This window comes from Alteribacter keqinensis, assembly GCF_003710255.1.
In the GTDB taxonomy this organism is placed as follows: domain Bacteria; phylum Bacillota; class Bacilli; order Bacillales; family Salisediminibacteriaceae; genus Alteribacter; species Alteribacter keqinensis.
The window spans coordinates 1,950,433-1,972,254 of the sequence record NZ_RHIB01000001.1 but is presented as its reverse complement, the minus strand read 5'-3'; the positions used below and the strand labels follow the sequence as shown (position 1 = coordinate 1,972,254).

21 protein-coding genes and 1 riboswitch are annotated in these 21,822 nt (G+C 43.4%); of the genes, 14 read left to right on the top strand and 7 right to left on the bottom strand.

The window, feature by feature from the left end; translation table 11 throughout:
- The first annotated feature begins 35 nt into the window (after positions 1 to 35).
- The 7 genes from pstC to EBO34_RS09610 all read left to right on the top strand — a co-directional run bounded on the left by pstC (position 36) and on the right by EBO34_RS09610 (position 5,605).
- Positions 36 to 944 (top strand): phosphate ABC transporter permease subunit PstC, encoded by a 909-nt coding sequence (gene pstC, locus EBO34_RS09640; protein WP_429699432.1) that lies wholly within the window; start codon positions 36 to 38, stop codon positions 942 to 944.
- Between the two features lie 3 nt (positions 945 to 947).
- Entirely contained in the window at positions 948 to 1,832 is an 885-nt protein-coding gene (pstA, locus tag EBO34_RS09635) for a phosphate ABC transporter permease PstA (protein WP_122897684.1), read from the top strand.
- 17 nt (positions 1,833 to 1,849) lie between these two features.
- Positions 1,850 to 2,683, top strand: a complete 834-nt coding sequence (gene pstB, locus EBO34_RS09630; RefSeq protein ID WP_122897682.1) for a phosphate ABC transporter ATP-binding protein PstB — start codon at positions 1,850 to 1,852, stop codon at positions 2,681 to 2,683.
- Between the two features lie 20 nt (positions 2,684 to 2,703).
- Positions 2,704 to 3,363 (top strand): phosphate signaling complex protein PhoU, encoded by a 660-nt coding sequence (gene phoU / locus EBO34_RS09625; RefSeq protein WP_122897680.1) that lies wholly within the window; start codon positions 2,704 to 2,706, stop codon positions 3,361 to 3,363.
- Positions 3,364 to 3,406: 43 nt separating this feature from the next.
- A complete protein-coding gene (locus tag EBO34_RS09620) occupies positions 3,407 to 4,144 on the top strand; it encodes a response regulator transcription factor (protein ID WP_249414036.1) in 738 nt (245 codons plus the stop codon).
- 152 nt (positions 4,145 to 4,296) lie between these two features.
- The gene (locus tag EBO34_RS09615) at positions 4,297 to 4,653 is read left to right on the top strand and encodes a DUF1516 family protein (RefSeq protein ID WP_122897677.1); all 357 of its coding nucleotides are present in this window, start codon (positions 4,297 to 4,299) and stop codon (positions 4,651 to 4,653) included.
- 802 nt (positions 4,654 to 5,455) lie between these two features.
- Positions 5,456 to 5,605 carry a YrzI family small protein gene (locus tag EBO34_RS09610; RefSeq protein WP_122897675.1) on the top strand — a complete coding sequence of 50 codons (150 nt, stop codon included), beginning with the start codon at positions 5,456 to 5,458 and terminating at the stop codon, positions 5,603 to 5,605.
- A 662-nt stretch (positions 5,606 to 6,267) separates the two neighbouring features.
- On the opposite strand, the gene phnE (EBO34_RS09605) is transcribed toward EBO34_RS09610, so the two are convergent.
- The 4 genes from phnE (EBO34_RS09605) to EBO34_RS09590 form a co-directional block, all read right to left on the bottom strand.
- Positions 6,268 to 7,080 (bottom strand): phosphonate ABC transporter, permease protein PhnE, encoded by an 813-nt coding sequence (gene phnE / locus EBO34_RS09605; RefSeq protein WP_122897673.1) that lies wholly within the window; start codon positions 7,078 to 7,080, stop codon positions 6,268 to 6,270.
- Positions 7,080 to 7,907, bottom strand: a complete 828-nt coding sequence (gene phnE, locus EBO34_RS09600) for a phosphonate ABC transporter, permease protein PhnE (RefSeq protein WP_122897671.1) — start codon at positions 7,905 to 7,907, stop codon at positions 7,080 to 7,082. Before phnE (EBO34_RS09600) ends, phnE (EBO34_RS09605) begins: the two co-directional genes overlap by 1 nt.
- The gene (gene phnC / locus EBO34_RS09595) at positions 7,888 to 8,676 is read right to left on the bottom strand and encodes a phosphonate ABC transporter ATP-binding protein (RefSeq protein ID WP_122897669.1); all 789 of its coding nucleotides are present in this window, start codon (positions 8,674 to 8,676) and stop codon (positions 7,888 to 7,890) included. The genes phnE (EBO34_RS09600) and phnC overlap by 20 nt, the downstream gene beginning before the upstream one ends.
- 326 nt (positions 8,677 to 9,002) lie before the next feature.
- Entirely contained in the window at positions 9,003 to 9,995 is a 993-nt protein-coding gene (locus EBO34_RS09590) for a phosphate/phosphite/phosphonate ABC transporter substrate-binding protein (protein ID WP_122897668.1), read from the bottom strand.
- A gap of 298 nt (positions 9,996 to 10,293) precedes the next feature.
- Between EBO34_RS09590 and EBO34_RS09585 the strand changes: the two genes are divergently transcribed.
- On the top strand, positions 10,294 to 11,118 hold the full coding sequence (locus EBO34_RS09585; protein ID WP_122897667.1) for an HAD family hydrolase: 825 nt from the start codon (positions 10,294 to 10,296) through the stop codon (positions 11,116 to 11,118).
- Positions 11,119 to 11,709: 591 nt separating this feature from the next.
- The gene (locus EBO34_RS09575) at positions 11,710 to 13,188 is read left to right on the top strand and encodes a methyl-accepting chemotaxis protein (RefSeq protein WP_183163794.1); all 1,479 of its coding nucleotides are present in this window, start codon (positions 11,710 to 11,712) and stop codon (positions 13,186 to 13,188) included.
- 63 nt (positions 13,189 to 13,251) lie between these two features.
- Here EBO34_RS09575 and ald read toward each other — a convergent pair whose 3' ends face one another.
- Both ald and EBO34_RS09565 read right to left on the bottom strand, forming a co-directional pair.
- Complete coding sequence (gene ald / locus EBO34_RS09570; RefSeq protein ID WP_122897664.1) at positions 13,252 to 14,364, bottom strand: alanine dehydrogenase; 1,113 nt, start codon at positions 14,362 to 14,364, stop codon at positions 13,252 to 13,254.
- A gap of 175 nt (positions 14,365 to 14,539) precedes the next feature.
- Complete coding sequence (locus tag EBO34_RS09565) at positions 14,540 to 14,758, bottom strand: KTSC domain-containing protein (RefSeq protein WP_122897663.1); 219 nt, start codon at positions 14,756 to 14,758, stop codon at positions 14,540 to 14,542.
- Positions 14,759 to 14,928: 170 nt separating this feature from the next.
- Positions 14,929 to 15,012: riboswitch (cyclic di-GMP riboswitch) on the top strand.
- 51 nt (positions 15,013 to 15,063) lie between these two features.
- Here EBO34_RS09565 and EBO34_RS09560 point away from each other — a divergent pair.
- The 3 genes from EBO34_RS09560 (at position 15,064) to EBO34_RS09550 (ending at position 17,553) form a co-directional block, all read left to right on the top strand.
- Complete coding sequence (locus EBO34_RS09560) at positions 15,064 to 16,551, top strand: putative bifunctional diguanylate cyclase/phosphodiesterase (protein ID WP_183163793.1); 1,488 nt, start codon at positions 15,064 to 15,066, stop codon at positions 16,549 to 16,551.
- A 94-nt stretch (positions 16,552 to 16,645) separates the two neighbouring features.
- Positions 16,646 to 17,071, top strand: a complete 426-nt coding sequence (locus EBO34_RS09555; RefSeq protein ID WP_122897662.1) for a disulfide oxidoreductase — start codon at positions 16,646 to 16,648, stop codon at positions 17,069 to 17,071.
- A gap of 5 nt (positions 17,072 to 17,076) precedes the next feature.
- Positions 17,077 to 17,553 carry a thioredoxin family protein gene (locus tag EBO34_RS09550; protein WP_122897661.1) on the top strand — a complete coding sequence of 159 codons (477 nt, stop codon included), beginning with the start codon at positions 17,077 to 17,079 and terminating at the stop codon, positions 17,551 to 17,553.
- 391 nt (positions 17,554 to 17,944) lie between these two features.
- Here EBO34_RS09550 and EBO34_RS09545 read toward each other — a convergent pair whose 3' ends face one another.
- Positions 17,945 to 19,246 carry an ATP-binding protein gene (locus tag EBO34_RS09545; protein ID WP_122897660.1) on the bottom strand — a complete coding sequence of 434 codons (1,302 nt, stop codon included), beginning with the start codon at positions 19,244 to 19,246 and terminating at the stop codon, positions 17,945 to 17,947.
- A gap of 129 nt (positions 19,247 to 19,375) precedes the next feature.
- Between EBO34_RS09545 and EBO34_RS09540 the strand changes: the two genes are divergently transcribed.
- Together EBO34_RS09540 and EBO34_RS09535 are read left to right on the top strand one after the other, a co-directional pair.
- Positions 19,376 to 19,636, top strand: a complete 261-nt coding sequence (locus tag EBO34_RS09540) for a hypothetical protein (protein WP_122897659.1) — start codon at positions 19,376 to 19,378, stop codon at positions 19,634 to 19,636.
- 391 nt (positions 19,637 to 20,027) lie between these two features.
- A complete protein-coding gene (locus EBO34_RS09535) occupies positions 20,028 to 21,665 on the top strand; it encodes a glutathione ABC transporter substrate-binding protein (RefSeq protein ID WP_236785120.1) in 1,638 nt (545 codons plus the stop codon).
- Positions 21,666 to 21,822: the final 157 nt, after the last annotated feature.

The window sequence follows — 21,822 nt, the reverse complement described above, 5'->3', positions numbered from 1 at the left end:
AGTAACAAATGTTGAAATCAGGCAGTGTAAAAGATATGATTCATCGCAACAAACAGTCTGTAAGTAGTACGACACTCATCGAAAAAGTCGTTCCGATCTTATTGTTTGCTGCCGCATTTATTTCTGTTTTAACAACAATAGGTATTGTTTTCACATTGATTTTTGAGACAGTTTTATTTTTCAGGGAAGTTCCCGTAAGAGAGTTCTTTACAGGAACGGTGCTAAGACCCCTCAGTCCGGTAGAACCACAGTACAGTATTTTGCCTTTGATCATGGGTACAATGCTCACGACGATCATTGCTATGTTTGTAGCTATTCCTATAGGGCTGACTACAGCTGTTTATTTAAGTGAGTATGCGTCAAAAAGTGCCCGCAAAATCTTAAAACCGATGATTGAAGTTTTAGCAGGGATACCAACAATTGTATATGGTTTCTTTGCATTTACGTTTGTCACCCCTGTATTAAGAGAAATTATTCCAGGGCTTTCAGCCACAAACGCATTGAGTCCGGGGATCGTAATGGGAATTATGATTATTCCTCTCGTTGCATCACTATCAGAAGATGCAATGAACTCCGTTCCCAATTCAATGAGGGAAGGCGCAATGGCGTTAGGTGCAACGCAACTTGAAGTAACATTTCGTGTTGTTATCCCTGCTGCAATTTCAGGAATCATAGCCTCATTTGTTTTAGGGATCTCCAGAGCGATAGGAGAAACAATGATTGTAACGATCGCAAGTGGAAGCTCTAAAAATTTCACCTTTGACGTTACTCAATCCATGCAAACCATGACCGCTTATATTGTCGAGGTAACAAGTGGAGATGCAGCTGCCGGGACAACGATTTATTACAGTCTCTATGCTGTAGCGATGACGTTATTCCTGTTTACATTAACGATGAATCTCCTCGCAAGATATATAAGCAAACGGTTCAGGGAGGTTTACTAAGCAATGGAATATATTGACTTGAATTCAGTGAAAAAAAGAATGGATAAACGCATTTTCTTAAATAAATTAGTGAAAGTTTTATTTCTTGGATCAACATTGTTCGGTCTGGTCGTTCTGGCTATTCTTCTGTACCGGGTAGCTGTCGACAGTATGGGTTGGCTTTCAATGGACTTCCTGACTAACCTGTTATCTACAAGTGCAGACAGAGCAGGGATCAGAGGTGCCATCATGGGTACGTTATGGCTCATGCTCATTGTCGGCCCTGTGACGATGATTTTAGGCGTAGGAACTGCCATTTACCTTGAAGAGTATGCAAAGCGGGGGAAATTGCATTCTTTCATTCAAACAAACATTGCCAACCTTGCCGGTGTCCCATCGATCGTATTCGGTATTTTAGGATTAACGATATTTGTCCGTATGTTTGGTTTCGGTGCAAGTGTCATTGCCGGGGGACTGACCATGTCGCTTCTTGTATTACCTATCGTTGTTGTTGCCGCCCAGGAAGCCATCCGCTCTGTTCCGGGTTACTTAAGAGAAGCTTCGTTTGGGATGGGGGCTACCAAGTGGCAGACGATAAAGAATGTGGTTCTGCCAACGGCTATACCCGGTATCTTAACTGGTGTCATCCTTGCATTATCCAGAGCGATTGGGGAAACAGCCCCACTTGTTGTTATTGGAATCCCGGCATTACTCATCCCTGTTCCGACAGGTATTACAGATAACTTTACTGCTCTTCCAATGCAAATCTATTATTGGACTCTTGATTCTGTAATGACTGCAGAATATGCAAACCTGGCAGCTGCTACGATTGTCGTGTTGCTTGTCGTCTTGTTCCTGTTAAATTCAGTTGCGATCCTGATTCGTAACAAGTTCCAAAAACGATTCTAAACTGAGGAGGATGTAACATGTCTTTAACATCATCAGCCAGCAAAAAACAAGAAATTAAATTAGGTGAAATTAATAAACCTGATAAAAAAGAAAATAAAAAGCTTGTTTACAATACGAAAGGTTTAAATCTTTACTACGGCAACACGCAAGCACTGAAAGATATTCATCTGCCAATCCGTGAAAACGAAGTAACAGCAATCATCGGCCCTTCCGGATGTGGAAAATCAACCTACATTAAAACCCTTAACCGAATGGTGGAGATGGTTGCCGGTGTCAAAGTCACAGGAGAAGTAATGTACCGTGATAAAAACATTTTTGACCGCTCTTACCGGGTGGAAGAGCTTCGTACACGGGTAGGGATGGTTTTTCAAAAACCAAATCCGTTTCCAAAGTCCATTTTCGACAACGTTGCTTATGGACCCCGTGTTCACGGAATCAGAGATAAAAAGATGTTAAAGCAGATTGTTGAGAAAAGCTTGCGTGGAGCTGCTATCTGGGAGGAAGTTAAGGATCGTCTTGGTGAAAATGCATACGGTCTGTCAGGCGGTCAGCAGCAGCGGATCTGTATTGCCAGATGTCTGGCGATTGAACCGGATGTGATCTTAATGGACGAACCTACTTCTGCACTGGATCCAAAGTCCACAATGAAAATTGAAGAATTGATCAAAGAATTAAAACAAAACTATTCGATTGTCATTGTCACCCACAACATGCAGCAGGCTGCACGAATTTCCGACAAAACGGCTTTCTTCCTTAATGGAGAAGTGGTTGAGTATGATGAAACAGACCGTATTTTTTCAAATCCTTCTGACAAAAGAACAGAAGATTATATTACAGGCCGGTTCGGATAAACGAAAGGGGAGTCAGAATAATGTCAGTAAGAGTGAATTTTGAATCACAGCTGCTAGAATTAAAAAAAGAAATTATGCTCCAGGGGGCCATGGTTGAACGTTCCTTTACAGAAATGATGTCAGCCATTAAGGACAATGATGAAACAAAGATGAAGGATATCATACTCCAGGACCGGCATATTAATGAGCTGGAACTTGATATAAATGAGAGAGCAACGTTAATGATCGCTAAACAGCAGCCTGTAGCTTCTGACCTTCGCCAGATCATTGTTGCTTTAAAAGTATCCAGTGACTTGGAAAGAATGGGTGACCTTGCTGTGGATATGGCAAAAGCAGCGAAACGAATGACTAAAACGGATTCCGTTACAAAGCATGAAGAAGCTCTGATGAACCTTGCTTCTAAAGCTCAATATATGATGAAAGAAGTGCTGAAAGCATACCGTAACAGAGATGTACTTGAAGCACAGCAGATTGCTTCTCTTGATGATGATGTGGACAAGGAATACGGTCAGTTTGTAAAGTCTATTTTTAATGTTGCGGTTGCAGAGAATCAGGACATTCAGCAGATCACTCAGATGGCATTTATCTCTCGCTACATTGAACGTATTGCTGATTACTGCACGAACATTGCAGAGTGGATTATCTACGAGGTAAACGGTCAGCGGTTCGATTTGAACTGATTTTAGGGACTGGGAAGAAGTGCAGTTGTGGAGGAGGGTTTTTGTGGCTCATTCGGTGTTAATTATTGAGCAGGATCAACCAACGATTGACATGATCGAGAGTTATTTTTCCAAGTCAGGGTTTGAAACATATGTTTCAAAAAACGGACACGAAGGGCTCAGGCAGGCTTCCATTATCCAGCCTGACGCCATCGTTACAGAGCTTGATCTCCGGGGTTACAGTGGTCTCGATATTTGCAGAGAGCTGCGGTTTGTTAAAAATGACTGGACACCTATCATTCTGATATCTGAAAAAAAAGAAGAACTGGATGCCGTACTCGGACTTGAACTGGGAGCAGACGACTACATGACCAAGCCTCTCAGGTTAAAAGAACTCGTAGCAAGAGTAAAATCTACGATCCGGCGGGGTTCAAAGTGCTGTAGTCAAGAAGACCAGAATCATGGGTCTTCCGAGCATTCCCGAATCATTAAAAATGGTGAATTGACCATCGACCCGGACCATTTTCTTGTTTACAAGAATGATCGTCCGGTTGATTTAACGAGAAAAGAGTTTGAATTGTTGTACTATTTATCCAAAAATAAAGGCAGAGCGCTGTCCCGGGAGAAACTGATGCAGGAGCTTTCAGGCGATGAGGTTGAACTTGATGAGCGGATTATTGATGTGTTTATCAGCCGGATAAGAAACAAGATCGAGCCTCACAGGAGAAATCCAACGTATGTTAAAACAGTAAGGAATATTGGGTATATGATGAACGTAGTGAAAGAGTCCGTGCCTTCATAGAAATGTGAGAGTGAGGCCAGCAGAAGAGAAGCTGGTCTTTTGCTTTGATCAATTTGACAATCTCTTGAATACATACTCATCTTCTTTACCTGGAACATAGAAAACGATATACTACATAAAGCATGATATTTTGTTTGAGGAGGTTATGACTTGTGTACGATGGAATGATACATACTCACACCCTGGCATGGTTTGTGATGCTGATTTTGTTTGCAGTAACAATGATGCTGTTCAAATCAAACCGTCCAAAAGGGGCAAAAATTGTTCAGATGACGCTGCGTTTGTTCTACGTATTCGTCCTGGTTACCGGCGCGACACTGCTTATCATGAACTTTTACTGGGCGACAGCGGTAAAAGGTATACTGGCTGTTCTGCTGATCTTTACAATGGAGAAGGTTACGACAGGTACGAAAAAAGGAACGCTTCACGGTTCTCAGAAGATGATTTTCTGGGTACAGTTTGCCATTTTAACGATCGTGGTTATTTATTTCGGATATTTTGTAGCATAGGTTTGAGGGACAGTCATTCTGGCTGTCTTTTTTTCTGTTCAGAATTAGGCACATTTTGGCCCGGGGCGGGTATTTGATTAATGGATTTCTGCCAATAGAGTTGGCTAGAAAAATCCAAGTTGCGGAGAAGGTATTTTATCAAAAACCAGTTTAATTCTATCGATAAGGTACTTTATTCTGTCAAAAAAGTAATTAATTCTATCAAAAACCCAATTTATTCTGCAAAAAGAAGTGCAGCATGCCAGAGGGAAGTTAAATCGAAGGATCTTTTTAATATCAAAGAAAATACCGTTGCCAGCACTAAAGGGTACGGAGGATTCATGTATATTACACATTTTCACACACAAAATCTGTTGCAATTTCCATATAGTGTTATAAGATAAAAAGTGTAGCACCAAAATTAACCAACATTAACGAAAGGAGGTCGTTCCCATGATGCAGGTAAAAATGATTTCAACTGTAAAACTTCATAACGTATCATCGGGCGACTTCTCGTATAAATTTGTTAAGGTTTTTTAACCAAATGGCAAAATACACAGACCGGTGATGATTGGTCTGTGTATTTTGTTTTATGTAAAATTCAGTGCACAGACCAGCGGACCGGTCTGTGTTTTTTAGTACGCTCTAAAATACCCTGAGGGGGTATAAGGACAGGGTAAAAGACAGTGCATCATTTTTACCAAAGACTAAATGAAGATCGGTGACTTTTGACTTATTATTTCGGTTTCCGGAACAAAAGGCGTATCGAACAGCGATCTTTCACATACGTTGATGATGGAGTAATAAAAGGAGGTGAAAAGATATGCTATTGACATTGTTTCACTATACAGTATCAATCACGCGTCAGCCATACAGCAGCGAAGAGCTTGAACGGGAACAGCATTATGAACGGGCGTGCAGACGTATTGAAAAGCAGCGTGCCCGCCAGGCAGAATTTTTCCGCATGATGTAAGAAGGGGAGTCGCATTTTTTACCAAAAAGAAAAGGAGGCGTTGATGATGAAAATCAGAGTGGTTAGTCAACTGGTATGGTTACCTGAGGGGGACGGCTTTGGGTAGCTGGGCTCCATGATCTGGCTTAAAGCAGAAAGAAAGCAGCAGAATCAGCTGCTTTCTTTTATTTGGGAAAAAAAATTGAAATTCAGCTTCGTTGAACGGAATACGCTCCCTTTTCTCGGACTCGCGCCGAGCCTCCTCAGAGCTTTGCCCTAAAGGGGTCTCGCCTGTCTCGGACTCCCGCAGTAGTGTAGTGTCGCGTATTCCGCTGAATTAGGCATAATGCGCTTTGAAAATCAGACAAAAAGGATATTCATTCAAAAAAGCAGTATGCCTAATTTCATGCGTTATGGTGCGGATACATTCGCATTGTTGGAGATCATTGTTGATTAAAAATCGTTGATTGCAGCGAATGCACGACACTCCTGCGGGAGCAATGAGCGTTCACATCATGAATGAGCTTCGAGTGGCTTCGACGCAGAAAGCTGCCAAGAATAACTGGCAGAGGAAGAAGCAGGTGTACTTCTTCTGCGAGGGGGGTCACCTGCGCCTTCGCGGAAAGGGATTGCAATGAGGGTATTCAACACCTGAGTTTAACAGAGCCTTTAGTTTAGGTGTGTCAAACAATTCTCTTACGAATAGCTGAGCTTACGTAGTCAATGACGGTAACGACAAAGATAATGATAAGGAGGGCCATACCCACTTCATCCCAGTTCCGGTTCATGGTAGAGATCTGGATCATCATACCGATACCGCCGGCTCCGATCAGACCGAGAATCGTTGAGGAACGAACATCGATTTCATAACGGTAAATAGCGTAGGAGAGAAATTCAGGAATAACCTGAGGAATGATTCCGTAGAAAAGAATCTGCGCTTTATTTGCCCCGTTTGCTTCGAGTGACTCAACAACGTGCATGTCGATGGACTCAATCACTTCAGAGTACAATTTCCCGAGCATTCCAATGGACCCGACGGCAATGGCGAGGACCCCGGCGAAGGCTGATGGTCCGATTGCAGCTACAAAAATCAAAGCGAGCATGATTTCAGGAAAGGCACGGATGCCATCAAGTGCCCATTTAGCGGCAGTGTTGACGATGCGGCTGTCCACCATGTTTTTAGCGGCAAAAAAACCAAAGGGTACAGCGAGCAGCGCGGCCATCAGTGTTCCTGTATAAGCCATAGCAAGGGTTTCGCCCATCAGTCTGAGAGCGTCAGGTGCAACAGCCCACTCAGGTGAAAAGAGCTGTGGGATTACCCGGCCCATGTTATTGAGTGTACGCTCGCTGACAATCTGTCCCCAGTTAACGCCGATGCTTGAGAACGTCCATGCATACATAGCAACAAGAAAGGCCGCAATGACGCAGTTTCGGATGACTTTTTTTCGCGGAATTTTCTTTTTCGGAGGCAGTGGCAGTGTAGTTGTCTGTTCCATTAGAGAATCTCCTCCCTGATTTTTCCGCTGATGTATTCAATGATTACAACGGCAACGAAAATGATAATGATGATTATCATAGCGCGACCGTATTGGAAAAAGCTGATCGAGCGCTGAAGAAGCTGTCCAATACCACCTGCACCTACAAATCCGAGTACCAGTGAAGCCCGGACGTTAATTTCAAATACATATAGTGTAAATGACGTGTATTGTGGAAGGATTTGCGGTATGACTCCGTAAACAATCACCTGAAGGGTATTACCACCTGAGGCACGAATGGCTTCCAGGGGGTTTTTGTCAATCGCTTCTATCGTCTCTGCGAGCAGTTTTGCCAGAATTCCCAGAGAGAAAATAATTAAGGCAATGATACCGGAAAACGCTCCGATTCCGAAAATTCCGACAAAAATAACCGCAAGCAGCAGATCGGGTATCGTACGGAGAATGTTCATGATTTGCTTTGTAATATTGTAAACCCATTTGTTTGGAGCAATATTTGACGACGCCATCAAACTGATTGGAATACAGAGAATTCCGGCGACCGTTGTAGCAATAATCGCCATCTGAATCGTTTCACTCAGCCGGCCCCACGTCTCAGTTGCATAACCCCAGTTTGGCGGGAACAGTTCGCCTACCATACGCCAGACGTCAGGCATCCCAAACCAAAGATCAATGAGGCTGGAGTTTGTCTGCCACGAAGTAAACATGTATACGAGAACGACAGCAGCAAATACAAACGTAAGCTTCCACTTGGCCTGCTGCGTACGTAAGCCTGGTGGATTTGAAGGGTCGAATGATTCCTGGCCTGGATTAGCCGTTGTTTTCGTCATCTTCATCTCCTCCTACCATGTCTTCTTCACGGATCTTACGTCCATAAATCTCTTCAAACGTACTTTCTGTTACTGTGCTTGCAGGGCCGTCAAATACAACTTCACCTGCGCGCATGCCGATAATGCGGTCAGCATACTCCATTGCCATATCAATAAAGTGGAGGTTTACAAGAGTGGTAATCTTGTCCTCTTTGTTCACTTTTCGAAGGTACGTCATCACCTGGTGAGAAGTCGGAGGATCAAGACTTGCTACCGGCTCATCGGCGAGGATGACTTTAGGCTGCTGAGTGAGTACGCGGGCAATACTGACACGCTGCTGCTGCCCGCCACTGAGCTGATCGGCTCTTGAATGTACTTTTTCGTCGATGTTGACACGCTGCAGACTCTGGTAAGCCAGTGATTTGTCTTCATTTGAATACAGGTTCAGCACACTTCGCAATGTACCCGTATGGCCAAGCCGGCCGGCGATCACATTTTTCATAACAGTAGATCGCTTAACGAGATTGTAGTTTTGGAAAATCATTCCTACCTTTGTACGGAGGTCGCGGAGCTGACGTCCATTGTAGGAGAGAATATCCTCACCATCGACGAGGAGTTCCCCGTCAGTCGGCGTCACCATGCGGTTAACACTGCGGATGAGAGTGGACTTACCTGCGCCTGAAAGTCCGACAATTACGACAAACTCTCCTTCGTTAATTTTAATGTTTACATCTTTTAGTCCCTGTGTGCCGTTTGGATAAACAAGTGACGTGTTTTTGAATTCAACCATTGTTGTATGTACCCCCTGGATTGTGTTAGGTGGAAAGAATCTCCTTTTTATTTTCATAGACATAGAAAAGAGGCTAGGGCAGAAAGGTTTAGTGAATCCGAACAAACAATGTGCAATGCATATAAATCGCTCCTTGAAGATACTTCGCTTTCCGCGGGAAGCGGCTGAGCCTCCTCGGGCTTTGCCCTGCGGGGTCTCATCTTCGCTTTTCATCCCGCAGGAATCTACGTATCTTTCATCCGCTATGTTCGCTCATTGTTCGGAACTACTGCTAAACACTCTCTTTATGTCCCAACCTCTTTTTCCTATTGTCATCAAATGATTAATTAGTTAAGCGGATCAACTTCGTCTGAGAACAGCTCATAAGCTTCACGGACGATGTCGTAGTCTTCGTCAGCAGCTTCAGCAATGCCGTCCCAACGGTAAACTTCCTGCATGATTTCAATCATTTCCTCATTATCATTGAAAGAAAGGAAAGCCTGCTGTATTTCATCTTTAAAGCTTCCAAGACCAGGAATAACAGAGATTGTATCGTTTGGAATTGGCTCAGTAAATCCAAGTTGAATTAAACCAGTTTCTTCGTCAAATACTTCAGGGTAGTCATCAGCAATAACGTCACGGGCATCTTCAAACGTTGTTGCTACATCGGCATTACCTACGAGTACAGTGATAAGGGCGTTATCGTGGGAACCTGCTTCAAGGAGGTCAGCGAAGAAATCATCTTCGTCTACACCAAGCTCAGTACGAAGCTGGGTAGCAGGGAAAAGGTAGCCACTGGTAGAAGCTACATCAGGGAATGCCCAAACTTTGCCTTCGAGATCTTCAAGACTCTCAATACCGGAATCTGCTCTCACAGAATATTGAGCGCGGTAGCTGTCTTCACCGTTACGGATAGACTTTAAAATAACCTCGATATCATGACGTTCACTTGCCAGTACATAAGCAAATGCCGGGATAAACCCTACTTCAACCTGCCCGCTTCCCATTGCCTCAACCAAAGCGGAGTAGTTTGTCATAACTGTACCTTCAACTTCAATTCCAAGCTCTTCAGAAAGGCGTTCTGCAAGTGGCTCTACAGTCGCCGCAATTTGATCGGAATCAGTAGAGGGAACGAACCCCATTGTAATGGAATCAGGTCTGTCAGCAGCTTCTTCTTCCTCTTCAGAAGCGTCGTCTTCAGACGCATCATCGTCTTCTGTTGTTTCTTCAGTATCAGTCTCATTGGAAGCTGTTTCTTCCTGAGCTCCTTCAGACTCTCCGCAGGCAACCAACCCTGCAACGATCACTGAAGTCATTAAAACCGTGAATAACTTCTTCATCTTGCAAAACCCCTCTTTTCTTTTTTTCAAAGTATGTAAGTTTTTTACTTACAAATGCGATTATGCAGGAAGGGAGGTTGGAATACTATAGCTTTTACCGTTTCCTAACCGAACCTTTACAAGAATCCACAAAGCCTTTGCAAACTTTACAAAATAGTCAAAATCCGTTTATTTTTTTGCTGATTTCCACATCTCTCGAATCCTTTTTACTAAAATCTTGTAGAACCTTGCGCTCGGGACATAAAAAGATTACTCTAAAAAGTAGTGTTTACGAATCTTTCCGGGGGAGAGTGTGGCAATGCAGGTTGAGAAATTATACATTTTTGATTTAGACGGAACGCTATATGAAGGAACGGACCATTTTGATTATTATGCGAAGCGACTTGCGATAGATGTAGCAGAAGAGGATAAAGAAGCATTCTGGGCAGACTATGAAAAGTCTAAAAACGGAGAACATGTCCTTGAAGTAGGGAAGGCTTACGACGTGGAACATGATGCGGTTCTGACTGTCGATCCTATGACCCTTTCAGTAGTGGAAGCACACAACTGGGATGGAACAAAATGGCCATTGGAAAAAGTGAAAGATACATATAAAGGAAACCTTGAGTTTGATTTTGAAACCATCGTTGCCATTGGTGACGGCTGGTGGCTTCCTTTTGCCTGTGCCAAGCACTACGGCGTGAAAGACTGCTATAAAAGATATTGTGAAACAAAGGAATACATGGTGACAGACGAATTCCAGCTTGATCCGATTCCGGGTCTCCGGGAGTTTTTGCTTCAATTAAAAGAAAAGACAAATATTGTTCTCATGACAAACAGTGATGCAGATGACGTTGGCCGTTTGTTCAGCGAGCTCAATTTAAAAGGCGTGTTTTCAAAAGTGGTTACATCGGCGAAAAAGCCAAGCCTGACCGATCATTACTTCAATGAACTTACAAAAGAGTTTGGTGTGAAGCCTTCAGAAACGGTTTCTGTAGGTGATAACTTCATAAACGAAATTGCACCGGCCCTTTTGCAGGAAATGAAAGCGGTCTACATCTCCGGAAGCAGCCAGGCAATGGAGCACGATAACCTCGTCCAGGTAAAACGAATTACGGACTGGGTGGAGAGTGTTAAGATATAAGGGGTTTTTAAAAAGAGCAGGCCTGTTGAGGTCTGCTCTTTAATTTGTTTATTACGATTTCACATCACTATTACATTAGAAAATACATCAGAAAGCTTGACAGAAATGTTAAAAGGGAAGAAAGAAAATAAGGATCAAGGCGATAGATACCATCCTGTGATTCCGGGGTATACATCACTCTCGTATCCACAGGTGCATCCCCTTCACTAACCACTGGCGGGGGAAAGGAGCTCGTTCCACCATACGTCAGGAGAGCAGCGGCTGCACCAACCGCAAAGGTGACATTCATCATGCTGAAGGTAAAGAAATAGGTAATTGTGGATATAAAACGACGAGGCCCGTCAGAAGTTTGAAATAGAACGCTTTTTTCAAAAGGTGTCACCTTGATGAAAACATCTACGAGTCAGAGTGAGGCGAAGTATCGATTTACTCAAACAAATAAAAAAGACCTAGTATTGATTTCTTATTTAAATTGAAAGCGCTCTATTTGTTTTGTATGATTATGGAAAGTGTCGAAAAATAGAAAATTTTGAATGAATGATCATTCAAAAGACACATTTCTTTGTAAAGACAAAACAAGGGGTGTTACACATGAGGGAGAAAAGAGAGCATCATGATAAACGGAACCGGCTGATGATGAAGCTGTTATGGGTAGCATATGCCATAGGGCTGTTAAGCAATTTTGCAGCACAGGTACCTGCCCGGGGGCTGATTACATATGCGGCCGTTGGATTCTTCGCTTTAGGAGTCATTACGATTATAACGTTAAAGGGCTGGTTTCCGTCTTACGTTCAGTACATTGTTGTATTCAACTTTTTAATACTCATTTACTTTATGGTATCAACCTCGCCGAAACTATCCAATTATATTATGGTTTATGTGTGTGTGGCCTTTGTGACTCTCTATCACAACTTCCGGGCCATTGCCATGGCAGCTGTCGGTGGGCTTGCTCTTACAAATTATTTCTTTATCACGTTCAGGGAAGAAATGTTTATGGGGCTTGGAAATGATATTCTCGTTTCCCTGAATATTCTCTTTATCATTACAACGATTGCTCTTGTTGCCCAGGCAAAAATGGGGGAGAATATGCAGCGGAATATGAGCACCCAGCAAAACCATATAGCTGCGGGAAAAGAGAGAGTGGAAGGGATGCTGAGTGAAATTAACCACTCAATTGAGATACTCACCAAGGTTACGAGCCGGGTCAATGATCAGATGAAACACACGGGGGCGATTTCCAAAGAGATTACCCTATCTTTTACAGAAATGTCCAAAGGCATTGAAAGCTCGGCTGCGAGCATGACAGACATCCATCAGTCCGTGTCACATACGGGATCTGCTGTTAAGAGAGTAAATGATGCAGCTAAATTGATGTATACCCTTTCCAAGGAAACGGCTTCTTCCACTGAGGAAGGTCATAAAAAAATGAATACACTCTCATCGAGGATGAAAGAAATCCATGGTGGGTTTGAGCAGCAGACAAGCGTTGTGGACCAGCTTTATCAGGAAAGCAGGGAAATCGGCAACATGGTAAAGGCAATCAAGGGAATATCCGACCAGACCCACCTGCTGGCACTGAACGCCTCCATCGAAGCAGCCAGAGCCGGGGAGTCGGGAAGAGGTTTTGCTGTGGTTGCAAATGAAGTACGGAAGCTTGCAGAAGACTCAAATGACTCTACGAAAAAAATCAGTGATAAATTAACAAAAATTGAAGCTGATATTGCTATGGTAAAGGAAGATATGAATGTGAACCGCGAGTTGGTAGCTGCAAACTTAACTGAAACGTTCGAAGCAAGCAACCGCTTTGATGAATTAATGAAGCACGCAAATGAAACAGCCTGTAAGAGTGAGGAAGTAGAAGCGCAGATGAATGAGGTGGATGATGAAACAAAACGGATTATAAATGAGTCCGCCACTGTAAGCAGCTATACACAGCAGTCCAGTGCAGCAGTCGAAGAAGTACTCGCTTCTGTTGAAGAGCAGTATGCTTCCATCGAAGACACACTGGAACAGATAGACAAACTAGTCTCGATTACAAAAACCCTGGAAGAAGCAGCCGCAGGAGAATAAAAAAGAACCGTCCGGTAATCCAGATAAGCACTGGTTACGGACGGTTCTGTTGTTTGGCTCTAATTAAAGCACATTCTCAACAGGCATGTAGTCGTAGCCAAGATCACGTGCCACTGCTTCGTAAGTGACATGACCGCCCGCTGTATTTACGCCTGGTTTTAACGCAGGGTTCTCCTGAATCGCTCTTACAACACCTTTGTTTGCGATCTGTACCGCATATGGCACAGTCACGTTTGTAAGTGCGATTGTAGACGTTCGCGGAACAGCACCAGGCATATTCGCAACAGCATAATGAACGACACCATGCTTTGTATAGGTTGGGTTATCGTGAGTCGTAATACGGTCTACTGTCTCAACGATTCCGCCCTGGTCAATGGCAACATCCACAATAACAGAGCCCGGCATCATTTCCTTAATCATATCTTCAGTAACAAGACGAGGCGCCTTTGCTCCGGGAATTAATACGGCCCCGATGAGAAGGTCTGATTCTTTTACCGCTTGAGCTATGGAAATCGGGTTACTCATAAGTGTGTTGATTTCCGTACCGAAAATATCGTCCAGCTGACGGAGGCGTTCCGGATTCACATCAATAATCGTAACGTCAGCGCCGAGTCCCATGGCAATTTTGGCTGCGTTTGTTCCAACAACTCCGCCGCCAATAATGGTAACTTTTCCACGTTTAACACCCGGCACACCTGAGAGGAGCACGCCGCTTCCGCCTTTTGGCTTTTCAAGGAACTGGGCCCCGATCTGAGCAGCCATACGTCCGGCAACCTCACTCATTGGTGTAAGGAGAGGAAGCGTACGGTTTACTTCCACCGTTTCGTAGGCAATGGCCGTTACTTTGCTCTCTGTAAGTGCTTTTGCAAGCTCAGGGACTGCTGCCAAATGGAGATATGTAAATAAGACTAGTCCTTCACGGAAATATTGATATTCGGATTCGAGAGGCTCTTTTACTTTCATCACCATGTCTGCACGATTCCAAACATCTTTGGCTTCAGTCAGAATTTCTGCCCCTGCCTCCTGGTAATCCTCATTTGTGAAACCGCTTCCAATTCCTGCATTCTTTTCAACATAAACATCATGTCCGGCCTGCTTTAAAAGCAGTACACCCCCAGGTGTCAAGGCAATTCTGTTTTCGTTATTCTTAATCTCACCGGGTACCCCTATCTTCATGATAAACCCTCCTTAAACGTCTCTGTTACTGTAAGTCAGTTAAATGGTCAAACTTGCCACCTCCATTTTATCGAAAGTCCGGCAGCTGTTCCACCTTTTATTTCCCCACTCTAATTAAAAGAATATTCTGCTTCAAGAGTGGGGATAAAGGATTATCTTCCTCTGGGTCATTTCTCTAGTTCATGCGCTCAGAGCGGTAATCCAGGGCAATCTTTGAATCGATAAAACCGGCTGTGTCTGCCGTACCTTGCAGTGCGACATAATCGGCCTTTTTAACACCGTAATATACAAGATATTCTCCGTTTTGATACCTGACATGGAGCTGCTGGTTCATGTCATCATAAGCCAGCGACTTGACCTGCTGATCATTGATCTGTACAAATTCCATTTCCATACTATACGCCTCCTTGAGAAATATAAGGTAAAAGTCCTTATTGTTAAGATACCCGACATATTAAAAAGAAAACGGACACAGTCAGAGTGGTAGAGGAGAATAATGTAAAAATGATGTAGAGAAAAGGGAGATAGACCCTTGTGCTTTTCTTTGTCTGAATATTACAATATTATTACAAAGGTAGCGGAGAGTGATTGTCTTTATGTGGGCACTTGGACAATCAGGAGCTGGTAGTGCAACCGACCTTAGTGTTATTAAGGTCGGCTATTTTTATGCAGTTGGCCATGAAAGAGGAGGACTACAATTTGTATAAGGGACTCGAGTTCAATAAACAAAACCTTGCTTATTTTATAGAACGTCTCAATCAGACTCTTGAAGAAGACGCTATTTACTTTATGGTTGATGGACAGGAAACGATCAGGTATGCAAGCGATTCGTTTTTTCACTTTACCGGACTTCATCACCACCATGTGCTTGGGACAGACCATCGGAGGTTTCTAATCCTGCTGAGAGGGAAAAAAGCGATGGTTAAAAGCGCAGAAGGCGTACTTCTTTCCTTTACGTTCTCAAAACTTACAATGCCGAAATACAATCCACTTGACCCGGCATTTTCGTTCTTCGTTTTACACCCCTGCGAGGAAATTACGGCTTCCTTTATTGACGAAAGGACGGGCCTTCCGAACAAACGGGCACTTCTTGAGGTGATGAAGAAGCACGAAAAACAGCCGTTCACCCTCGTTTACGGCAGGTTTACTGAAAGAGAAGACAGGTGGGCAGAAGGGTTAAAAAAAGCCCAATCTCATGAGAGAAGCATTTACGTAATCGATGAATTTACCTTTTGCTGTTTTGTTAAAGGCAGGGTGAGTGAGCAAGAGGCAGAGGAAAAAATAACAGAATGTCTAAACCCCTTCAAGTGTATTCTCACAGCAGTGGTGAATGAACATTCATCCAGTGGTACCGAGGAACTTTTGAAAAGAGCAAAACAGAAAAATGATACCGGGCAAAACAAAGAAGAAATGATGGAGGGAAGGCTGAAACAAGCGATACATAATCAAAGTCTTTCCCTGGTTTATCAGCCCCAGGTCGATCTCCATAAAGAAAAAGTGATCGGGGTGGAAGCACTCCTTCGCTGGAATGACGAAGTGCTGGGATGTGTAGCTCCTCTCACGTTTATTCCAGTTGCGGAAAAAACAGGCCTGATTAAGGACATTGGTCTCTGGGTCCTGGAAGAGGCATGCAGACAGGCTTCTCTATGGAAAAAAGAAGGTCTGCCTGTAAGGATGTCTGTTAATATATCAGCAGTCCAGTGCAGGGATCGGGAATTCATTCAACAACTGGGGGAGATTATCCGTAAAACAGATATGAATCCATGGTTGTTAAGTCTTGAAATCACGGAGAGCTTTCTTCTGTCTCAATTGCAGAATGGACAGGAAGTGCTTGAAGGAATAAAAGAACTTGGTGTCCATTTATCCATAGACGACTTTGGAACCGGATACTCTACGCTCAGCTACCTGAAGAATTTTCCGGTCGATTCATTGAAAATTGATCAGTCATTTATCAGGGATGTCCTTATTAAAGAAAAGGACGAAGTGATAGTTACCTCTGTTATTAAGCTGGCACGTAACATGAATGTCAAAGTGGTTGCAGAAGGGGTGGAGTCCAGTGAGGTACTTACGTTTTTAAAGGAAAATGACTGCGATGAAGTCCAGGGATACTTGTACTGCAAGCCGCTTCCGCCACACGAGGTTACACCTTTTCTTCTGGACGGTTCTGCACGGCAGATTCTCTCGTGAGGCTGCAGTTTCTGACAATCACGTGAACAACCTATACGAATCGCCTCTTTCGTATTATGATAAGTCCATATGTTAAAATAGGGGAGATGCATCCGTGAAAGATAATAAAGCAGTTGAATATGGACTTTTTGCTGCATGGGCCATCGCATTTACGGCAACGCTCGGATCTCTTTATTTTTCAGAAATAAGAATGTTCATTCCGTGCGAACTGTGCTGGATTCAGCGGATTTTTATGTACCCGCTTGCGATTACCCTTGCCATTGCAGCAGTAAAGAAAGACGCAAAACAGGCTGTTTATGCCCTGCCTCTCAGCGTAATCGGGGCTTTGATTTCTCTGTATCACTATTTGGTACAGAAAGTGCCGGCTATGGCACAAACATCTGATTTTTGCGGCGTCGTACCTTGTAATTATCAATACATCAACGTATTTGGTTTTATCACGATTCCGTTTCTTGCTTTTATTGCTTTTGCTGCAATTTCTGTATTATTGATCGTTGTACTGGCTAAATCGAAGGAGTGAACAACATGAAGAAAATCATTATCTTCGGGGTTGCCGTTGTGATTATTTTTGGTGCACTTGCATTTGTCACGTCGTATCAGAATCAGCAGCAATCTGAAGGAAACCCATATGGTAAAGACCGTCTTCATCAGGAAACGATTGATACCCTTGATGACCCGAATTATGACAACATCATTCTTCCGGATGAGCTGGATGAAAAGATTGAGAATGAAGAGGATTTTACTGTTTATTATTTCAGCCCTGCCTGCCAGGCTTGTAACCAGGTAAGTCCTGTTATTATTCCAATGGCAGATGAAAAAGATATTGACCTGCACTTATTTAATTTACTCGAGTTTGACGACGGGTTCAGTCAATTTGGCATTGAAGGAACACCGACGCTGATTCATTATGAGAATGGTGAAGAAGTGGAACGGATATACGGTGCTGCAGACCAGCCGACATATGAATGGTTCTACGATGATATCGTACTTGGTGAAGAATAATTCATAAAAAAGAAGCTGCCTTTGAGGTTTGTTAGTAAACCTTTAGGGGCAGCTTTTTTTAATTGGGTTAGACAACTTTTCAGCTTCGGTGAACGGAATACACTCCCTTTCCGCGCACTCGCGCCGAGCCTACCCGGGGAGATGTAAGGTCTCGTCTGTCTCTCACTTCCGCAGGGATTTCGCGTATTTTGTTCAACTACGCACAATGCGCTGAAAAATCAGAGGAACTGGGTAACTCAGCTGAAAAAAGACAGTATGCTTATCTTCATGCTTTATGGTGCGAATGAATTAGGTTTGATGGCTGTTTGATAGCTGTGTTAAAGAGCATTGCTGATTTATTATATATGGTGATTGCAGGGAATACACTACACACTCATGCAGAAACTGCTGTTTATACTGACATCGTCGGTTCTTTTTCAGGGGTATCGTGTTTTTCGGTTATGACAGGAAGCTGGATGATGAACTCTGTTCCTTCTCCGACCTTACTGTTGACCTGTATATGTCCGCCCCAGGAGCGGATAATACTGAATGACACCATTAAGCCAAGGCCCGTTCCTTTTTCCTTGGTGGAATAATACGCTGTGCCCAGCTGTTTGACTTCTTCTTTGGTCATACCACTGCCTGTGTCTGCAATTTTAATTCGGATGTGCTGGCCGGTATGGACGGCAGACAAAAACAGCTTTCCCCCTTGTGGCATCGCTTCGATACCGTTTTTGGCTAAATTTAAAACAACCTGGGTGAGCTCTTTTTCATCGCCTCTGATTTTTAAATGAGACGGAACGTCAAGATAGACCGAAACATTGTTCATAAGGGCGTAGGCCTGAATGGTGTGCCTTACTTTATCCATCGTAAAAGCAACATTGATCGTTTCAAGTTCCACATCTTTTGGCTTTGCGAGGGATAAATAGTCACTGATAATCAGCTGGGCCCTGTCAATTTCAGAGAGGGTAAGCTGCATGTATTTCTTTTCGTTTTCCGTCAGGTTGGCATTCGATTGAAGAAGCTGAATGAAGCCTCGTGCCACTGTCATAGGGTTTCTTACTTCATGTGCAACAGAAGCAGCAAGCTCGCTGACAAGGCGGAGCTGTTCACTTTTTCTTAAATCACCTTTAAGACGTTCGTTTAAAAGGATCTTTTCAAGTGTATAGATAACAAGAAATGATACACATGAGTAGATAAAGAAGAACTGTACCATGTAATACGCAATTTCAGTTCTCGTATCGGCAAAGATCGTAGAAGGGAACACCGTCGCAAGAGAGGCAACGATCAGGAGCACCAGCATATAATAAAGAATTTTTTTCGTTAATTTAATGGAATGATAATACTTTGAAAAACCAAGAAAAAAGAGATATACTAGTGAACTGAAATAAATGGCGAACAATATGCTTTCCATTCCAATCCAGATGGCACGATAAGCGTTCTGGAACAAAAGTAAAGCAAGCCCCATACCCCAGCCGCCGTAAAGTGTTCCGATTATCAGGGGAACATGCCGGAGGTCAAAGGTAATTCCATTGTTTAATACTACAGGAAAGGTCATGGAAAGGACCATGGAGCTCACACAAAGGATAAAGAAGAATATTCTTGTCATTTTCCGGTTACGCTGAAAACCAAAGCCTCCCCAAAAGGTTACATAAAGAAAAATGGGAGTCAGGATGTAAAACAGGTTGTGCAGAAAATCCTTAAAAACACTCATGAAGACTCCTCCCACCTCCAAAACTTTCCTTTATTGTACGAATAAATGCGTGGTAACACAATGGAATTATGGGATAATTGTCAAAAAATAAGGAATATGCCATTATTGTTTTAAGAAGGAGTGGTTAATATGGCACGTTATATTATCACAGGTGTTAGCGGAATCGTCCTTTTATGGGCCATTGCCCTCATTGTTAACTTTCAGATTTACCAGGAAACGACGGTACAAGGGACCGTTATTCATCCGATTGCCGATGGGATCATCTTTTTCCTCATCTTACTCGGTGTTGTGGCTCTGTTTACATTTGTGGTAAAAAAGAATGCAGTAAGAAACGGGGCTGTCGCAGCACTTGGAGCGGCCTTTATCATCCTCGCAGTTGTTCTTTTTTAACGGGGTGATTGGATGAAAGAATAAATATCCCGGATGCCGGAAATGATTATGTCTTAAGAAGCCTTATCCAGTCAGGGTTTACCTGACAGGGTGAGGCTTTTTATTTAATGTTTTTTGCATATTAATAAAAAAACATGTTGATTTATTCACTAAGGACGATTATATTATTGTTTATGCATAAAAATCAGGTTCAACCAATAAACAAACCAAAACAACCAATAAGATTGAATATTCAGAAAGGTTATTGATTGAATCAAAGGGTGAAAATCCTTTGAGATAGATAGTTTATGAGAAGGGAAGGGGGTTATTTTTAGAATACTTAGAACTTTGGCATCAAAATTGCAGTGTATATAGTGTGAATATGAAATTAATGTTGAGGGGGAAATGAACATTGAAAAAAGTTAAAGCGTCCTGGATGGCACTTGCTCTTTCATCCGTCCTGGTACTGGCAGCATGCGGCGGTGAAGAACCCGCAGATACAGGTGAAGACGACACAGGCACAGATGAACCGCAAACAGAAGAAACGGAAGATGAAGGTGACGAAGGAGAGGGAGAAGCGGCTTCAGGGGGAGACCTTACTGTAGGTATCGAAGCCGAGCCTACTTCGATGGATCCTCATAATACGACAGACGGCAACTCCGCTACGATTCAGAGTACGATGATGGAAGGGCTGCTAAGATTCAATGAAAATATGGAAATCGTTCCTGTCCTTGCAGAAGACTATGACTATAGTGACGACGCTACCGAAATTACCTTTTACTTACGTGAAGGCGTAACCTTCCACGATGGAACAGAATTTAACGCTGAGGCCGTAAAAGAAAATATCGATTTTGTCCGTGATACGGATAATGGGATGGCAAGGTCTTCTTTCTTTTCATTTGTAGAGGAAGTCATCGTGGAGGATGACTACACAGTTACAATCGTAGCTGATGAGCCAAACTCTGCCATGGCCTCCTACATGGCCCACTCTTCTGCGGCATTTAAATCAGTAGAAGAGCTGAATAAGAAGCTGGAGGACCCGGATTACAACCTTGACCGTGAAGGTGCTGTTGGTACCGGACCTTTCCAATTTGTCGAGTGGCGTGACAGTGAGCACGTTGTTGTCGAGAAATTCGATGACTACTGGAATGAGGAGGAAGCAGCAAGAGTGGACGCCATTACCTTCCGCCCTGTTCAGGAAGCAAGTACGCGGGTGAACATGCTTCGTACAGGCGAAGTGGACGTCATCACACCAATTCCAACCTTAAATGCCGCTGAATTGGAAAATGAAGAGGATCTTGATCTTTACACAGGGTCAAGTACGGATCTTTACTATATCGGAATGAACTTCCAAAACGAAAACTACGATGACCTTAAAGTGCGTCAGGCTATGAACCATGCAGTAGATAAAGATGGTCTTATCGCCCAGGTTCTTGACGGCTACGGTCAGGTTGCTGATTCTGCCATTGCTCCGGCCGTATATGGGTACGCAGGGCAGTCTGTCTACGAGTATGACCTTGAGCTTGCTCAGGAACTGATGGATGAAGCAGGGTATGAAGACGGGTTCGAAGCTACCCTCTGGACACGTAACAGCACCGAGTTTCTCAGTGTTGCAGAGTACGTGGCTATCCAGCTTGCTGAGATCGGCATCGATGTGGAAGTAGAAGCTTATGAATCTGGTACGTTGTTTGACATGCTCGATGCTGGTGAAGGCACGGATCTGTGGATCGGCCGCTGGTCTCCTGGTACCGGTGAAGCTGACTATGGTTTACGTCCGAACTTCGCCTCTGACCGGGTGCCGCCTAACTTCAACAACTCAGGATTCTATGTTAACGAAGAGCTTGATGTCATGTTTGATGACGCCATCTCCACTCCTGATGAAGACGAAGCAATGGAAACATACGCTGAAATCCAGCAGGTGATTTACGAAGACGCACCGTGGGTATTCCTCCACATTCCGGATGCACTGATTGCCAAAGGTACAAACGTACACGGCATTTACGTACTTCCTTCTGGTGCTGTTCACTTAAACCTGGCGGAAATCCGCTGATTGTCCGGTAAAAAAGAAGAGGGGCTTCGTTGATGGAGCCCCTTTTTTATCAGTGATGACGATGGCGGCGCTTGTGGTCGAATTTTGTCGAATGACCGATATATTCTGATTAAGGGTCGATAAACCACAAAGAAGGCTCGATACATTCACTTACCGT

What these genes read in the sequence shown, in the direction of transcription:
- phnE (WP_122897673.1), bottom strand. Translation starts at nt 7,080, where the DNA reads ATGGAACAGACAACTACACTGCCACTGCCTCCGAAAAAGAAAATTCCG.
- phnE (WP_122897671.1), bottom strand. Translation starts at nt 7,907, where the DNA reads ATGACGAAAACAACGGCTAATCCAGGCCAGGAATCATTCGACCCTTCA.
- ald (WP_122897664.1), bottom strand. Translation starts at nt 14,364, where the DNA reads ATGAAGATAGGGGTACCCGGTGAGATTAAGAATAACGAAAACAGAATT.
- EBO34_RS09575 (WP_183163794.1), top strand. Translation starts at nt 11,710, where the DNA reads ATGAGGGAGAAAAGAGAGCATCATGATAAACGGAACCGGCTGATGATG.
- EBO34_RS09545 (WP_122897660.1), bottom strand. Translation starts at nt 19,246, where the DNA reads ATGAGTGTTTTTAAGGATTTTCTGCACAACCTGTTTTACATCCTGACT.
- EBO34_RS09610 (WP_122897675.1), top strand. Translation starts at nt 5,456, where the DNA reads ATGCTATTGACATTGTTTCACTATACAGTATCAATCACGCGTCAGCCA.
- EBO34_RS09590 (WP_122897668.1), bottom strand. Translation starts at nt 9,995, where the DNA reads ATGAAGAAGTTATTCACGGTTTTAATGACTTCAGTGATCGTTGCAGGG.
- pstB (WP_122897682.1), top strand. Translation starts at nt 1,850, where the DNA reads ATGTCTTTAACATCATCAGCCAGCAAAAAACAAGAAATTAAATTAGGT.
- pstA (WP_122897684.1), top strand. Translation starts at nt 948, where the DNA reads ATGGAATATATTGACTTGAATTCAGTGAAAAAAAGAATGGATAAACGC.
- phnC (WP_122897669.1), bottom strand. Translation starts at nt 8,676, where the DNA reads ATGGTTGAATTCAAAAACACGTCACTTGTTTATCCAAACGGCACACAG.
- EBO34_RS09550 (WP_122897661.1), top strand. Translation starts at nt 17,077, where the DNA reads ATGAAGAAAATCATTATCTTCGGGGTTGCCGTTGTGATTATTTTTGGT.
- phoU (WP_122897680.1), top strand. Translation starts at nt 2,704, where the DNA reads ATGTCAGTAAGAGTGAATTTTGAATCACAGCTGCTAGAATTAAAAAAA.
- EBO34_RS09585 (WP_122897667.1), top strand. Translation starts at nt 10,294, where the DNA reads ATGCAGGTTGAGAAATTATACATTTTTGATTTAGACGGAACGCTATAT.
- pstC (WP_429699432.1), top strand. Translation starts at nt 36, where the DNA reads ATGATTCATCGCAACAAACAGTCTGTAAGTAGTACGACACTCATCGAA.
- EBO34_RS09540 (WP_122897659.1), top strand. Translation starts at nt 19,376, where the DNA reads ATGGCACGTTATATTATCACAGGTGTTAGCGGAATCGTCCTTTTATGG.
- EBO34_RS09565 (WP_122897663.1), bottom strand. Translation starts at nt 14,758, where the DNA reads ATGGAAATGGAATTTGTACAGATCAATGATCAGCAGGTCAAGTCGCTG.